The 15,418-nt window shown below is 35.7% G+C and carries 16 protein-coding genes, 1 pseudogene and 1 riboswitch; of the genes and pseudogenes, 14 read left to right on the top strand and 3 right to left on the bottom strand.

All coding sequences use genetic code 11. The features are described from left to right. The first annotated feature begins 52 nt into the window (after positions 1-52). The 3 genes from AAHI02_RS18585 to AAHI02_RS18575 are packed head-to-tail and all read left to right on the top strand — an operon-like array spanning position 53 to position 2,450. Positions 53-589 carry a YceI family protein gene (locus AAHI02_RS18585; RefSeq protein WP_346984518.1) on the top strand — a complete coding sequence of 179 codons (537 nt, stop codon included), beginning with the start codon at positions 53-55 and terminating at the stop codon, positions 587-589. Positions 590-618: 29 nt separating this feature from the next. Continuing rightward, on the top strand, positions 619-1,890 hold the full coding sequence (locus tag AAHI02_RS18580; protein ID WP_346984517.1) for a hypothetical protein: 1,272 nt from the start codon (positions 619-621) through the stop codon (positions 1,888-1,890). Positions 1,891-1,943: 53 nt separating this feature from the next. Further along, a complete protein-coding gene (locus AAHI02_RS18575; RefSeq protein WP_346984516.1) occupies positions 1,944-2,450 on the top strand; it encodes a hypothetical protein in 507 nt (168 codons plus the stop codon). Positions 2,451-2,536: 86 nt separating this feature from the next. Here AAHI02_RS18575 and AAHI02_RS18570 read toward each other — a convergent pair whose 3' ends face one another. After that, entirely contained in the window at positions 2,537-3,052 is a 516-nt protein-coding gene (locus AAHI02_RS18570) for a GNAT family N-acetyltransferase (RefSeq protein ID WP_346984515.1), read from the bottom strand. Positions 3,053-3,149: 97 nt separating this feature from the next. Here AAHI02_RS18570 and AAHI02_RS18565 point away from each other — a divergent pair. From AAHI02_RS18565 to AAHI02_RS18545, 5 genes and pseudogenes are all read left to right on the top strand, one after another. Then, a pseudogene (locus AAHI02_RS18565) lies at positions 3,150-5,298 on the top strand (DNA mismatch repair protein MutS). A gap of 84 nt (positions 5,299-5,382) precedes the next feature. After that, the gene (locus AAHI02_RS18560) at positions 5,383-5,634 is read left to right on the top strand and encodes a hypothetical protein (RefSeq protein ID WP_346984514.1); all 252 of its coding nucleotides are present in this window, start codon (positions 5,383-5,385) and stop codon (positions 5,632-5,634) included. After that, positions 5,631-6,293, top strand: a complete 663-nt coding sequence (locus AAHI02_RS18555; protein WP_346984513.1) for an ATP-binding cassette domain-containing protein — start codon at positions 5,631-5,633, stop codon at positions 6,291-6,293. The genes AAHI02_RS18560 and AAHI02_RS18555 overlap by 4 nt, the downstream gene beginning before the upstream one ends. Positions 6,294-6,323: 30 nt before the next feature. Then, on the top strand, positions 6,324-7,124 hold the full coding sequence (locus tag AAHI02_RS18550) for a hypothetical protein (protein WP_346984512.1): 801 nt from the start codon (positions 6,324-6,326) through the stop codon (positions 7,122-7,124). Between the two features lie 63 nt (positions 7,125-7,187). Continuing rightward, a riboswitch (cobalamin riboswitch) is annotated at positions 7,188-7,367 on the top strand. A gap of 108 nt (positions 7,368-7,475) precedes the next feature. Beyond that, on the top strand, positions 7,476-7,859 hold the full coding sequence (locus AAHI02_RS18545; RefSeq protein ID WP_029295099.1) for an acyl-CoA thioesterase: 384 nt from the start codon (positions 7,476-7,478) through the stop codon (positions 7,857-7,859). Between the two features lie 179 nt (positions 7,860-8,038). On the opposite strand, the gene AAHI02_RS18540 is transcribed toward AAHI02_RS18545, so the two are convergent. After that, positions 8,039-8,629: an HD domain-containing protein gene (locus tag AAHI02_RS18540; protein WP_346984511.1), complete on the bottom strand. Its 591-nt coding sequence runs from the start codon at positions 8,627-8,629 to the stop codon at positions 8,039-8,041. Between the two features lie 2 nt (positions 8,630-8,631). Beyond that, positions 8,632-9,321 (bottom strand): hypothetical protein, encoded by a 690-nt coding sequence (locus tag AAHI02_RS18535; protein ID WP_346984510.1) that lies wholly within the window; start codon positions 9,319-9,321, stop codon positions 8,632-8,634. A gap of 343 nt (positions 9,322-9,664) precedes the next feature. On the opposite strand from AAHI02_RS18535, the gene AAHI02_RS18530 reads away from it, so the two are divergent. The 6 genes from AAHI02_RS18530 to AAHI02_RS18505 all read left to right on the top strand — a co-directional run bounded on the left by AAHI02_RS18530 (position 9,665) and on the right by AAHI02_RS18505 (position 15,338). Then, the gene (locus AAHI02_RS18530) at positions 9,665-9,994 is read left to right on the top strand and encodes a PadR family transcriptional regulator (protein WP_042722030.1); all 330 of its coding nucleotides are present in this window, start codon (positions 9,665-9,667) and stop codon (positions 9,992-9,994) included. A 12-nt stretch (positions 9,995-10,006) separates the two neighbouring features. Beyond that, positions 10,007-11,728 (top strand): PspC domain-containing protein, encoded by a 1,722-nt coding sequence (locus tag AAHI02_RS18525; RefSeq protein WP_346984509.1) that lies wholly within the window; start codon positions 10,007-10,009, stop codon positions 11,726-11,728. A 315-nt stretch (positions 11,729-12,043) separates the two neighbouring features. Continuing rightward, the gene (locus AAHI02_RS18520; protein WP_346984508.1) at positions 12,044-12,640 is read left to right on the top strand and encodes a 1-acyl-sn-glycerol-3-phosphate acyltransferase; all 597 of its coding nucleotides are present in this window, start codon (positions 12,044-12,046) and stop codon (positions 12,638-12,640) included. Between the two features lie 83 nt (positions 12,641-12,723). Beyond that, positions 12,724-13,152, top strand: a complete 429-nt coding sequence (locus AAHI02_RS18515) for a PaaI family thioesterase (protein ID WP_346986637.1) — start codon at positions 12,724-12,726, stop codon at positions 13,150-13,152. Positions 13,153-13,249: 97 nt separating this feature from the next. After that, the gene (locus AAHI02_RS18510) at positions 13,250-14,311 is read left to right on the top strand and encodes a hypothetical protein (protein ID WP_346984507.1); all 1,062 of its coding nucleotides are present in this window, start codon (positions 13,250-13,252) and stop codon (positions 14,309-14,311) included. 7 nt (positions 14,312-14,318) lie between these two features. Continuing rightward, positions 14,319-15,338, top strand: coding sequence for a sigma-70 family RNA polymerase sigma factor (locus AAHI02_RS18505; RefSeq protein WP_346984506.1), 1,020 nt, complete (start codon positions 14,319-14,321; stop codon positions 15,336-15,338). Positions 15,339-15,418 lie beyond the last annotated feature (80 nt).

The following is a 15,418-nucleotide window of genomic DNA, read 5'->3' as shown; positions in this document are numbered from 1 at the left end:
TATCATAAAAAAAAGGAAGATTAAATAATATAACTATTAAATATTTATCGATATGAAAACTTTAAGAATTTTCTTGAATGCTACAATCCTATGCGGAACACTATTTTTCTATCAAAATGCAGAGGCGCAAAAAATCAATCAAAAAACTACTATTATTGCTGTTAACGGGACATCTCCTTTACACGATTGGGAAATGAATTCTTCAGCTGCCACTTTTACAGGAACCGTGAACGGAAACAGCATTTCCAACGCCACCTTTACCATGCCGGTAAAAAACCTGAAAAGTAAAAAAGGAACCACTATGGATAATAAGGCATATGAAGCTTTAAAAGCGGCACAACATCCTACTATTTCTTTTACTGCCTCATCCATCAATATTGGTAAAAGCAATGTGACCGGAAAACTGACGATTGCAGGAGTTTCCAAAAACGTTTCTTTTCCTGTAAACGTTGCGAAAAACGAAAACACTTACACCATCTACGGAACCGAGACAGTAAAACTGTCAGATTATGGAATGAGCAGACCCGGATTTATGGGCATCAAAACAGGTGACGAGGTGACCATAAAAGTAAGCATCGTAGCACAGTAAATTAAAAGAACATTAAAAATCCAAGCATTATGAAAACCAACTACATAAAAACAGCACTATTAGGAACAGTTTTACTAGCCGGCGGCGCACACGCCCAACAGTTTCCACTAGACAACCTTAAACCAAGAGATCAGAGAGGTATTAATATTTTTGAAAATCCAAAAGACTCTGTAACGACATTTGAAAAACTCAAAGTGAGAATCGGCGGGGCGTTTGCCTTACAATTTCAGGGACTTAAGCATGAAAGTGGCGCAGACCAATCCGTAGCAGCTACCCAGCTTTACGATATCGGGAACAACTTTAACCTTCCTACAGCCAACCTTGATATTGATGTGGCATTATATGACGGTATTAACTTACACTTAAGAACATTCTTATCTTCCCGTCACCACAACGAAACGTATGTAAAAGGAGGTTATATCCAGATTGACAAGCTTGATTTTATCCAAAAAGATTTTTTGAGTGACTTTATGAAACACTCAACCATTAAATTCGGTCATGATGAGATCAATTACGGTGACGTGCATTTCAGAAGAAGTGACAATGCTTACACCACACAAAACCCATTTGTAGGAAATTATCTGATGGACGCTTATGCAACAATGATCTTTGCTGAATACTACTACCGCAGAGATGGCTTCATAGGAATGGGAGGTATTACCAACGGAAGGCTTAACCAGAATGCCAACGGCGGAACGAGTCCTTCTTTATATGGTAAAATAGGTTACGACAAGCAACTGAACAGTGACCTAAGAGTACGTATTACAGGATCCGTTTATAATACAGCCAATACTCAGAGACTAGATTTTTATGATGGTGACAGAGCCGGATCAAGATACTATTACGTCATGGAAAATGCAGCCGCTACTTCTTCTGCTAACTTCAGATCAGGACAGATAGTGCCGGACTTTAAAAATAAAGTTACTTCTTTCATGATCAACCCATTTGTGAGATATAAAGGTCTTGAATTCTTCGGAACTTTTGAAAATGCTTCAGGAAGAAATCTGGCAGAAGTCGACAGAAGAACTTGGAACCAGTATGCAGCAGAGTTGATTTACCGATTCGGAAATGATGACAATCTTTATTTCGGCGGAAGATATAACAAAGTAAAAGGCGAACTGGCGACAGGAAATAAAGTTGACATCACCCGTTACAATATCGGAGGAGGATGGTTTATGACAAAAAATATTCTTGCAAAAGCAGAATATGTGAATCAGAAATACGACGGATACCCTACTTCAAGCATCCTGTATGACGGCAAATTCAACGGATTTGTTCTGGAAGCAGCCATTTCTTTCTAAATGAAAACCCAACGCAAAAGTTTTATCTAAACTTTTTAAAAACAACCTGAATTATGAAAGCTTTTTTAACTGCTGTTCCGCTTCTGATAGGAATGTTCATGAATGCTCAGGAAAACTACATTCAGATTAACGGGAGTACCAATATCAATACTTTTAAATGTACCAATAACACATTCAGAAATCCGGGAGGAAACTTTATGATCAGCGAAAAAAATCTTCCCAACATTGCCTTAAAAGTAGATGATTTTGACTGCCGCAACAGAATGATGACTTCAGATTTCCAAAAAACCCTTTCAGCAGAAGAGCATCCTTATCTTACCATAAAATTTCTTTCTTTAGACAAAGGCAAAGCAGTGTATAATGCACAGATAGAAGTAAAAATGATCAACAGAAGCAAAATATACAACATTACCTTCTGTCTTGAGAACGGAAAATTTACAGGCAAAAGAAGTGTAAAATTCAGTGATTTCAATATCATACCTCCGAAAAGAATGGGCGGGATGATCGTTGTGAAAGATGACCTTAATCTGGTATTCGCACTTTCAGCAAACACACAGTAATATAAAAATTCATATTAGATCGCACAAGAAAATGCTTAGAGATTGATGAAGCCTGCAGTGGAATTCTACTGCAGGCTTTTGGTGGCTTATACAATACTGTTTTGTTTTAAACTGAAAACAAAATTATCAGGAAAACCTTCATCTTTTCTATCCTCTTCCAGAACAAAGCCGTGACGCAGAAGAAGTTTTTTAGAATTTTCATTAAACCTGTTGGTAAAAGCGACGATTTCACGCAGATCCAACTCATTAAATCCAAAATCGATTACAGCTTTCAAAGCTTCAGACATGAAACCTTTGCCATGATAATCCGGCAGCATTTCATATCCGACTTCTGCAGTTTTCCGGTCTTCAGAAAAATTCCAGAGACAGATTGTTCCGATGAGTTCAGGTTGACTTTTTAGAGAAATTCCCCAATAATACGTCTGATTATTTTTAGTTCTTTCTTTAATGGTTAGGATAAACTGCAGCGCATCATAATTATTTTTGGGAGAATTCCTTTTCACAAAACGATTAATCACTTCATTGCTTCTGATCTTTAAAATATCTTCAACGTGGTTTTCATTGATTTCTTTTAATTGCAATCTTTCGGTTTCCAGTTTCATATCTCAAATTTAATAATCTTTGATTAATAGATATTTTCAAATTCTCAAATTAACTCATTTTCAGATTAAATTCACATTTTCTCACTAAATTTGCCATGTGTTTATAAATAAAGAAGATTTAAATGAATTAGAGTTTCCGCAATTGCTCGCGGAAATCTCACCTTTTGCCTATTCTCCGAAAACAAGAGAAAAAAATTCTTCAGCTTCGTCCGATGGAAATTGACGAGGCAGAGCTTTCCCTAAAAAAAACATCCGAATATCTTTCGAGTTTTGAAAGTTCAAATGCGATTCCGTTTGATGAATATGAAGATATCGAAAGCGAACTGAAACTGATGCTGATCGAAAATTACCGTCTGGAAAACAATGCTTTCATCAAAATAAAAACCCTCACAGAACAGATCGGAAAACTGCAGAAGTTTTTCCCTACCATGCCGGAAACCTTTCCTACTTTGATCCAGGATGTTTCGGTACTGGAATTTAAAAAGGAAATTATTGATAAGGTAGATAAGGTTTTTAACCGCTTCGGAGAAGTGAAAAGTGAGGCTTCCCCGGTTTTAAAAGAATTGAGAGCGGAAATCCAGATGGCGAAGAAAGCCATTCAGGAAAATTTCAACCGGGCTTTATTTAATTACGGCCAGAGTGAATTTTTAGATGATATTCGTGAAACGATTATTGATGATCAGAGAGTTTTGGCGGTAAAATCAGGGTTTAAGAAAAGAGTTCCGGGAAGAGTGCTCGGATTATCCAAAACAGGTTCCATTACGTATATTCAGCCGGATTCTGTGGTGAAGCATTATTTTAAGCTTAAAGAAAATGAAGAGGAAGAGAAGAAGGAGATTGATAAAATCCTGCGAAAGCTGACCGCTGAACTTGCGGAATTCCAACCTCAGCTATGGAGATATCAAAAGTATATTTTCGATCTTGATTTAACGAGAGCCAAGGCAAAATTTGCAGAACTCATCAACGGAATTTTACCGAAAATCAACCGCCACAAAACGTTAAAATTAAGAGAAGCCTTCCATCCTTTATTGTTTTTGAGAAATAAAGCGGAGAATAAAACTATTTATCCTCAAACGCTCAGCTTAACGGATCATAACAGAATTATCTGTATTTCAGGGCCGAATGCGGGAGGAAAATCTATTACACTGAAAACCGTAGGATTGCTTCAACTGATGATTCAGAGCGGAATTTTGGTACCAACCCATCCGAAATCCGAAATGTTTTTCTTTGATAAGATCATGACAGATATCGGTGACAACCAGTCTATTGAAAATCATCTTTCGACATATTCGTCAAGGCTGAAGAAAATGGGTGGAATTATCCGTGAAGCCGATGCCAATACGCTTTTACTGATTGATGAGTTTGGTACAGGTTCAGATCCTGAGCTGGGTGGTGCTTTGGCAGAAAGCTTCCTTGAATTTTTCTACGATAAAAAAAGTTTTGCGATCATTACCACGCATTACACCAACATTAAGCTGGTGGTAGAACAGCTTCCGAATGCACAAAATGCAGCCATGCTTTTTAATGAAGAAACGCTGGAACCGATGTATAAGCTGGAAGTCGGACAGGCAGGAAGTTCATTTACTTTTGAAGTTGCAGAGAAAAATAAAATTCCGAGATTTATCATTCATTCTGCTAAGAAAAAAGTGGAACACGATATCGTAAATCTTGATAAAACGATTGTAAAACTTCAGCAGGAAAAATATGAAGTTGAAAAACTGAAAACCGATCTTGCCGAGAGAAAAGAATCTGTAGAAGACAAACGCGACAACCTTCAGAAACTGAACGAACAACTTCAGCAAAAACTATATAATTTTCAGAAATTGTATGAAGAAGAACATCGCAAACTGCAGTTCGGGAATAAAATTGAAACATTTATCGACAGCTATATAAAAGGAAAATCCAGGAAAGATGTGGTGAAAGATTTTGTGAAGATTCTCGAACAGGAAAAGTTCAGGAAAATCGGGGCAGACAAAGACGAAAGCAAGCGCCTTCAGGTAGTCAAACGAAAAATAACCCAGCAACTAAAAAAGGAGGAAACGATCGAAAAGATTGCCGAAACCAACGAAAAGCTGGAAGAAAAACGTAAAACCGACCGCGCGTTGTGGATGAAAGTCGGGCAACGTGTCCGTATCACAGGAAGTACCAGTGTGGGAACCATTGAAAAGATTTCCAGAAATAAGGTGATTGTGAACTACGGAACATTCAAGACGACGATTGATGCCGATGAACTGGAGAGAATTTAAATACAATACAGAGTGTCTTACCGGCACTCTTTTATTTTTCTTTTTAACATTTGAAACATGATCAAAAACTTTAAAATTCTTTGGATGTTTTACTTAAAATTGTTGATTCCTGCTATTCTATTTTCTCTTTTAATGGATTTACGATTTGGATTTACAGCCAGTGGTTTTGGATTGTGCTTTTTGGTACTTCTGCCCTCATTTCATTTTTTGATTTATGAATTAAGGGTAAAAGATGAATATTATTTTTACGCCAATTTTGGTTTTTCAAGAGCATTTCTTTGGGTCACAACTATTGCATTAAGCATTTTCATCAACATTCTTACAAAGTTTTTATGAGTACATTACATGTTGACAGTGTGACAAAGTCTTTTGCTGACAAGAAAATTTTAAGGGACATTTGTATTAGCTGCAAAACAGGAAAAATTATCGGACTATTAGGCAGAAACGGAACAGGAAAATCAACTTTGCTGAAGATTATCTCCGGAACATTAAAAGGCGAAACACAGTTTATTCGGGTTGATGATAAAATTCTGCAAAACCAATTTGACAGAAAAAGCAGAATCGCTTATTTACCTCAATGCTTTTTTCTTCCTAGGGATGTGAAGATTAAAAATCTGATCCCGCTTTTTTGTGACAAGAAAAATTCCGAAAAGCTTTTTGGTTCAGATCTTATCAAACCTTTTCTGAATGAAACTTCCAGAAATCTTTCCGGTGGCGAAAGAAAAATCGTTGAAGCTCTGTTAATTATTTATTCCGATTCAAAATTTATTTTGCTGGATGAACCTTTTAATGGGCTTTCTCCTAAACTCATAACCGAAATGCAAAAGATCATCAAAGAGCAGTCTGAACAAAAAGGCTTTATTATTTCAGATCATCATTATATGGAAGTTTTAGATATTTCGGACGAAATTTATCTTCTTTCCAATACGCATTTAAAGCAAATTAAAGATTTCAAAGAATTGCAGTATTATAATTATCTTTCAAAAAGCATTTAATTTATATATTTGAACTGTCAAAAAAATTTCATGATGATTTCCGTAAAAAAAACATTGTATTTATCCGTTTTCAGTTTTCTACTAATGTCTTTTGCCAAAGGGCAGAACAAAGTTCCTTTCGGTGTCGTAAAGGCCGAAGAAGGATATGCCATGGTGCGTGTTCATAAAGATGACTACCGGAAAATCATTGATAAAATCCGTATGAAAACCGGTGATGTTTTTATTTACGTAAAACCTGCTCCCGGTGAAACCGACTGGATCTGGATTAAGTACCCTGAAAAAGATGATACCGACAAACCATTTGTACGATACGACAGCATTACAAAAGAAGGAATGGTGAATAAAAATCGTGTAGTTTTTGTTGACAAGCTGCCTCAATTCACCCCTTCCAAATCGAAAAACGGTAAATCGCTGATCTTTACAGATGATACCAATCCTAAAATTCCGGGAAATCAGAGAACGAAAGTCATTATTGATGTCTACCCTTCTTATGCGAAGACCAAAAAACAGGAAAAAGATGTTAACGGAAACATCACTAAAGTTGATAAAGTAAAAGCCTGGGGAGTCGGCAAAGAAATTCCTGAAGGAATGACAGAAATAAAATCGGTAAGAGTTCAGCAGCCGGGAAGAGGTTCTGTATTTGTACGGGATGCTATCAAAAATATGTTCCAGCCGACGATGGATTTCAACAATGTGGGCGTAACAGCAATAGATAACGATCATATTTTTCTCTATATGATCAACGGTTCCGGCGAAAACAGATATACCACGATCTGGACCATCAAACAGGGGAAAGTTCAAAGCCAGATCATTTACAAAAATCCTGAATAATTCACCAATAATCACTACTTTTGCTACCGAAAAGAATTTGCTTTTGGCTAAAAAACTTATGCTTAATCTTTTCAGGAAATTGGTTTTGCTTAACTGCAGATTAAAAGGGAATCGTGTGAAAATCACGAACTGTCGCGCAACTGTAAGTAACTGAAGTCTTTATTAAAAAATCCACTGTACAAATACGGGAAGGAAATAAAGATGTTACAAGTCAGGAGACCTGCCTTTTTCTTCACAATAAAAACTTTCGCGATTTGAAGTTTGTTGATCTAATGGATGTCCAGAGATTTTCTTCTCTGCCTTTTTCTGTTGTTCTTAAACATTCATTTCGCTTTAATTTAATAATGAAATATGACTACAGAAGAAAGAATTGAAGCATCAGAAACCAGAATTTTCAAAGCCGTTTTTCCCAATACCACCAATCATTATGATACGCTTTTCGGAGGTACTGCCATGCAGCTCATGGATGAAGTAGCGTTCATTGCAGCCACAAGATTTGCAAGAAAACGTGTTGTAACCGTAAGCAGCGATAAAATTGATTTCAAAAGATCCATTCCAGCCGGAACTATCGTAGAACTGATTGGAAAGGTCGTTCATGTAGGAAATACAAGTATGAAAGTAAATGTGGAAATCTACACTGAGCAAATGTATTCGTATGAAAGGGAAAGAGCGATCGTGGGTGATTTTACTTTTGTAGCGATTGATGAATTTAAAAAACCAATTCAGATACTATAAAGTAGCTTCGGCGGCCTTTGGCCGCCGAAGCTACTTTATTTCCCACTGATTTCACGGATTTTCACAGATTCTTTTTTTAGATTTAAAGAAAAATATTTGCAATTATCCGTGAAATCAGAGGTCAATTTATTTTAGTAAAAGAGAATTCTATAAAAGCTTAAGTCAATCTGATTTAAAATTTACTTCAATACCTTTTCAGTTTCCAGATTTTTAATTAAGAGTAATTGAAAGGCCTCTCCCAATTCATCAGATGCTCTGCTGATCGCATTCTCCAACATATTCCTGATTTGTTTTTCGGTAACCCCTGCTTCCGTCCAGCTTTTTCCAGAAGTATGAGAATTCAGGATAAAAGGCATGATCCGGTCGATCGCGCAGGCAAAAATAGCATCCGGCGTTTGTTCTTCCTCAAATTCCAGCCAAAGATTGAAAAATTCAGATTTTAGCGGTTCACCTAAAATCCCGAAAACCTTTTGAGCAGCAATCTTTTCTCTTTCAAACTTTCCGACCATCGCTGCTTCATCAAATAAGAAAGTATCTCCCGCTTCAATTTCCACCAGATCATGAATCGAAAGCATTCTGATCACTCTCAGCAAATCGATATCTGCCCTGTTTTTAGCATAAGGAAAGAGAATCTGTGCAAGGATGATAATCTGCCATGAATGCTCTGCGGTATTTTCCCTTCTGGAATCATCGGCATTAAAGTTTCTTCTCTGTACATTTTTCAGGGCATCTACGGCCAGAATAAAATCGATTTCCTTTTGAATCTTCATTATTAATTTTCTTTATAATATTCGTTTATCGGATAGGTTTTAGCATTCGTAATCCATTTATCATAAATAAATTCCTTTTTTGTAACCTTTACTTTTTCTCCTCCTGTTGCATCTTCTTCGAGTTCATAGACTTTAAAAAGTCCTCTTTGTGGTAAAACAGTATATTCGGTTGTTAAATGCCAGCAGCAGCCTGATTTTGAATAGGTAATCAATCTTTTCCTTTCAGAATCTGTATTAAACATTCCAAGATTTTCATGGGCGAGTGCTGTTAATTCATCACTAATCACAAATTGTTTTCTTGTAATATTGTAAACATAAACATCATAAGACGGACCTCCGTAGCCACTTTCATTCCGGTTTCTGATGGCAAGATCTTCCGTTCCGTCGAAATTAAAATCATCAAAAATCAGCGGACTTTGCTCATTGTATAACTGGATGACGTTTACAGTTGGCTTCTCGTTTTCATTCAGATAAAAATTAAGATCAGCGGACTTCAGCGTCTGAAACAATTTTGATGTTTTCTTATCATACAAGTCTATTGTTGCTTTGCCCCGACATTCTTCTTTACTGCATGTTTCAACATTTATTTTAACATTATAGTTAGCAGATCCGTCACTGATCTGAAATTGATGCTGGGCAGGAATACTGATAAAGGGAAACAGGAACAGTAATAAAAATTTTGAACGTATCATATGTGCATTTTAGTTTTAAAAACAATTTTTTCAATTTATTACAAAAATAACAGTTTTGATTTAAAACTCATTCTATAATTTGATGATGATTTCCAATAAAAACCATTCAGAATTCAAAAAAACGATTCAATTTAAAGAAATTATTACATGACAAAAATTTCACAATAAAAATAATTAACCTGACTATCAGCAACTTAAATAATTTAATAAAATATTTTCACTACTTTGTATTGCATAATACCATTTTAATTACATATCTTTGTAATGTAAAATCGAAATAGGATCGTCTAGCTAGGTTCCGGATTTCGAAATTGATATAACTAATTAACAAAACTTATTAAAGATGAATACTGAAAATACCAAAGCGCAAATGCGAAAAGGGATTCTGGAATTCTGTATTTTAAGTCTCATCAATCATCGCGAAATGTATGTTTCCGACTTAATCGATGAGCTGAAAAAAGGAAAACTGGATGTAGTGGAAGGAACACTCTACCCTCTTTTAACAAGATTAAAAAACGGCGAGTTTCTTTCGTACAGATGGGAAGAATCTACAGGAGGACCTCCAAGAAAATACTACCAGATCACTGAAAAAGGTAAACTGTTTTTAGATGAACTTCAGAATACCTGGAACGAATTAACAAATTCAGTCAACCAAATCACTCAAAAACCTTAAAAAAACAAAGCTATGAACAAAACACTCTCAATAGGACTCGCAGGTTTTTCTTTTACTATAGAAGAACACGCATATATAAAGCTAAGCGATTATCTGAACGCACTGAGAAGCTCTCTGGATGCTTCTGAAGCAGACGAGGTAATGCACGATATAGAAATCAGAATGGTAGAAATCTTTAAAGATTCTATGGCAAAACGTGAAGTGATTAACGATTCTGATGTAGAAAGAGTAATCGCACAAATCGGAAGCCCTGAAAAAATCGAAGAACAGGAAGAAGCGTATTATTCTGAAAAGAACACCAAAAAAACAGGTAACGCAGGAACTGAATATTCTGATAAAAAACAGTTGTTCCGTGACCCTGAAAGACAAAAAATCGCAGGGGTTTGCGCAGGTCTTGCTCATTACGTAGGCATGGACATCACTGCAATGAGAGCCATCTGGCTGGGAATTTTCATCTTAGGAATTTTCACGGCAGCGGTATCATCAACTCTGGTTTTCTTACTTTATGTGATCCTATGGGCGGTATTACCAAAAGCAGAAACTGCAGCAGATTTCCTGAAAATGAAGGGAAAGCCTATGAACTTCGACAATCTTAAGAATGAGTCTAACAAATTGGTACAGTTTGCCAACGAGTCTACTCAGAGGGTCGGAGAAATCTATATCGAAAACAAGCCTTACATCAACAACGCAGGAAGCGGATTATGGAATGTTGTACGATATATCTTAGGAGGAATCTTCGCATTTATGTCTTTATCCTGCCTGATCGGTGTATTCGTAGTATTCGGTTTCATGGGAGCAGACAGCGACTTCCCTCCTGTGAGTGAAATGAATTTCTATTTCGACAACGACAATATGAAATACGTTATCATGGCACTGATCACTTTAGGAAGCTTATTGCCTGCGATGTTATTCGGATTATTAAGTATTAAATTAATTTCGCCTAAAACAAAATTAAGAAACACAGGCTGGGTAATCGGAGCATTATTCCTTGCATTAATCTCTTTGGGTGCTTATTTCGGATTCAGCATGGCTAAAAAGGAAATGTTCCTGAAAGGCCACAAAGAAGATACTGAGGAAGTTTCCATCAACACCAATTCAGACAGTATTTATATTGATTACAAGCAGGTTACCATTCCTCAAAACTTTAAAGGATATGACAATGATATTTATTCTGATAAAATCTCGGTATATGAGAAAGATTGGATTCACATGGATGTAACAAGAAAAGCAGATATTAAAACTCCTTATCTCATCATTAAAAAAGAAGCCAAAGGATATAATCTTCCGTTGAATGTAAATGTTCCTGTAGAAGTGGTCAACAATAAGATCATTCTTCCGAACTATATTAAATATCCTTATGAACACAGATTCAGAGATTACAGCATCGATTACGAATTGGTACTTCCTTTAAAAACAGTGGTTATTCCTGTAAAAAATGACGGAATCAGTTTCGACGGAGATCTGAATGCAGACGGAATCAACGACAGTGACCAGGAAAGAGACGAAGATGGAAAAATCAAAATCGAAAAAAATAAAATCACAGTAAACGGATCTACTATAGAATACAATTCTGATGATGAAGACAGCATTATTGTAAACGGAAAAAAAGTTCCGAGCAACCAGGCAGATAAAGTAATTGATTCTATGAAACACAGCATCAAAAAGATGAAGGGAGCCAATATCGACTTCAAAGTAGACGAAGGTAAAAACGAAATTTCCATACAAACTAAATAACTAAACTGCAGAGAGTGGCAGAAGGTGTGAATGGATAACACAACCGTTTGAAATTCACATCCTTCTTCTCTCACAAAGAATTAAAAAAATTAAAATTTAGTTCGCTATGTAAATAAAATACTTTACATTTGTGTAATAAAAAAATAACCAAGAACACCCAAAAAATATTAAATTATCATGATACAACTGGCATTAGAAATTGTAATGAAAATCGTAGATTTAATCAGCGGTTTGTTTTAAGAGCGATAATATTTCAATATATTTGTAAAAGTATAACCACTTTGGTTATACTTTTTTGTTTTTAATTTAGATGATATGAAAAAGCTTCTGGGCAAAATGATATTAAAATTGATGGGTTGGAAAGTTGTTTTGCAAGGCGATGCGAACAATCTTAACAGATGTATTCTGGTGGTGGCACCTCATACCCACAACATGGAATATATTTTGGGAAATCTAGCCTACTGGTCTCTGAATAAGCCATTAAAAATAATTATCAAAGATGCGCACACCAAAGCATGGTACGGAGGCCTGGTAAAAGCTCTTGGCGGAATCGGGATCGACAGAAGTCAGAAGAATGACCTGGTAAATTTCGTAGCGAAACAATTCGCAAAAGATGATTTCAGTCTTGTTATCACTCCTGAAGGCACAAGAAGCTGGGTTCCTAAGTGGAGAAAAGGTTTTTATCATATGGCGCTGGCGGCGAAAGTTCCCATTGTGCTTGCTGCAGGAGATTTTAAAAGAAAAATAGTCTACCTCGGCTATACTATTCCTTATGAGAGAATTGAAACAGCTTCCTTCGCTGATATTATGACGGAAATCCAGGAATATTATATTAAAAATGATATCGTTCCGAAAGTTCCCGCAAACTGGAACCCTAATATTATGGGGAATGATTCTGAGGTTAAAAGTTAAAGGTTAAGGTTAAGGTTAAGGTTAAGGTTAACAAAATTAATTATCCATCATCATTTATCAATCATAACTTATAATATATGCACATTAAGGATAAAAGTAAAGAAGAAATATTAGAATTCATCAACAATTGGGGCGAAGAAACATTTGCAAAAACCCTTGAGATAAAATTTATCGATATTGATGTTGAAAATGAAACATTAAAAGCAACAATGCCGGTTTTACCGAGAATTCATCAGCCTTTCGGGATTATGCACGGGGGAGCAAGCTGCGTTCTGGCAGAGACCATGGGTTCCAGCCTGTCGAATATCTTTATTGATGGTGAAAAATATTTCGGAGTCGGAACAAATATCAATACCAATCATTTGAGAAGCAAAAAAGACGGATTGGTAACCGCAGTGGCAAGGTTTATCCGAAAAGGTAAAACAATGCACGTTTCCGAAATTGAGATCAGGGATGAGAAAGAACAGCTGATAAGCCATACAACCATGACCAATACGATTATCAAACGGTAAATACAGAAGCTCAAAAAAATTGAGCTTTTTTTATTTTTTTACTGCAACCTTTTCAGGATAGTGCATCTTAGTAATAGAAACTTAAAAACAATTTTCTATGAAAAAACTATTTTTACCCTTTTTTGTATCTATTCTATCGATACTGAATTCCTGTAGTAACACTGGAACCGTTAATGATGAAACAGCAGGTACGATTCCACAGTCATACGACGTTTATATTGCAGGAAGAGAAAACAGCAAAGCCTGTTATTGGAAAAACAATGTAAAAACCGACCTTACCGGAGGAGACAATTTATCACCTTTGGAAATCAAGGTGGAAAACAGCAATGTCTATGTAACGGGAAGTATCGGAATGACGCCGACATCGTTTAAATCCATACATTATTTCTGGAAAAATAATACTAAGAACGAGATTAAGCAGTATTTGGGAATTCCCTCTACGGCACAGAATGATATTACTGCGTTTGCAGTTAATAATGGAGACATTTATTTTGCAGGATATGTTGAAAATCTAATACCAGCCACTCCAACTCAGAGATACGAGCTTTGTTATTGGAAAAACGGTGTAAAGACTATACTTCACAAAAGTCAATACATCGATTCTGCTGAAGGAGTTTTCATCAACGGTTCAGATATTTATGTATCGGCTCTTATTGTTGACAATAATCAGAATACCGACCGGGGATATTTTAAAAATACGACTTTCAATTCGTTAGGAAATCCTAATTATGTATTCAACTTTGCTAAAAATAATAACGGATTGCACATTCTTTTCCAGAAGAATGCAAAATATTACTCCAAAAATGTGTTGTCAAATACAGAAACACTGATTGGAGATTACACAATAAGCTTACCTTTCTATGGAAAGATTATTTCTGATCCGCAAACCAACGACCTTTACACAACCTATTACAACCAAGGGAACGAATACTTTAAAAACAACAGTATCGTCAGTACAGGTTTTTCTTCTTTAACTTCTATCCAGGATTTATTTGTTTTCAACAATAATGTATTTATGATAAAATACAGCACCCCAAATAATACGTATCTTGGTAAAGTATTTATCAATGGCGTGGAAGCACAAAGTATAAACGGTACACAAAACGGAACTGTAAACTACACCTCAACATTTAATTCCATTGATGTTGTAGAAAACTAAAAAAACTATGTCTAAAATAAAGCCGGACTGGAACAAAATTTATTCAGGTTTATCCCCAAAACTTTTGGGGATTTGCCGCAGATATATACAGGATATTTATACTGCTGAGGATATTGTACAGGATAGTTTCATCACGGCAATTCAGAAAAACCATCAGCTGAATGATGAAAAAGCACTGTTTGCATGGCTCAAAAAAATTGTCGTCAACAATGCTTTGCAGCATATTCGTAAACATAGCAAAGATACATTTGTCTCTACAGAACCGTCAGAAATTCCAGATACCTATACAGAAATGGATCATCCTAATTGGGAAGAAAAAAATATCTTCATTTACGATTTTACCAATGAAGAACTGCTGTCGTCCATCGACAATCTTCCGCCCCATCATAAATCTGTTTTCAATTTATATTTTATTGAAAATCATACACATGCAGAAATTTCCGGGCTATTGGGAATTACAGTAAACACCTCAAAATCTCATCTCCTGAGAGCAAAAAAATCGGTTCAGAACTACTTATTAAATAATTTTGTCAATCAAAATACGCCGAAAAATAAAATAGCACAACTGCTTGTCATTTTCGGGCTTGGCGGGTTGCTTTGGGCACAAACATTTCAAAGCAAATTTGCCGAGTTTAAAATATCTCCTTCTAAAAAATTACAGATTCCTTCAGATATAAAAACTGGCAGCGTATTGATCCTATCCACCAACAAATCTTTAAAAAATAAAATAGTGATCGGAGTTACTTTTCTGATCATTATCATAACTTCACTGTTTTTGATCAATCATCAGAATAATTTATCTGTAAAAAATCCTTTATCCACATCATCCGTAGAAATGAAGAGTCAGGAAAATATAACAGGAACTCCAATAGGAAAGACAGCCGGAAAAACAGATCAGGAAACAACCGTTTCTTTGCCAAATCATAATACAGAAAATAAACTTACGATGAATGAAGATAAAAAGATCTTGGCTACACAACAGAAAACAGATGAGCAGAAAAGCATTGCCACAAAAAAAGAACAGTAAAAAAATAATGATTAAAGATTCTCTCAATGAAACATCTCAAAAAGTCATTGTAGTGAAAAAAATCGTCAGAAGAGATACGA

The sequence above is a fragment of the Chryseobacterium sp. POE27 genome (genome assembly GCF_039727685.1).
Taxonomy (GTDB): Bacteria; Bacteroidota; Bacteroidia; order Flavobacteriales; family Weeksellaceae; genus Chryseobacterium.
This window is presented reverse-complemented; position numbering and strand designations above follow the sequence as displayed.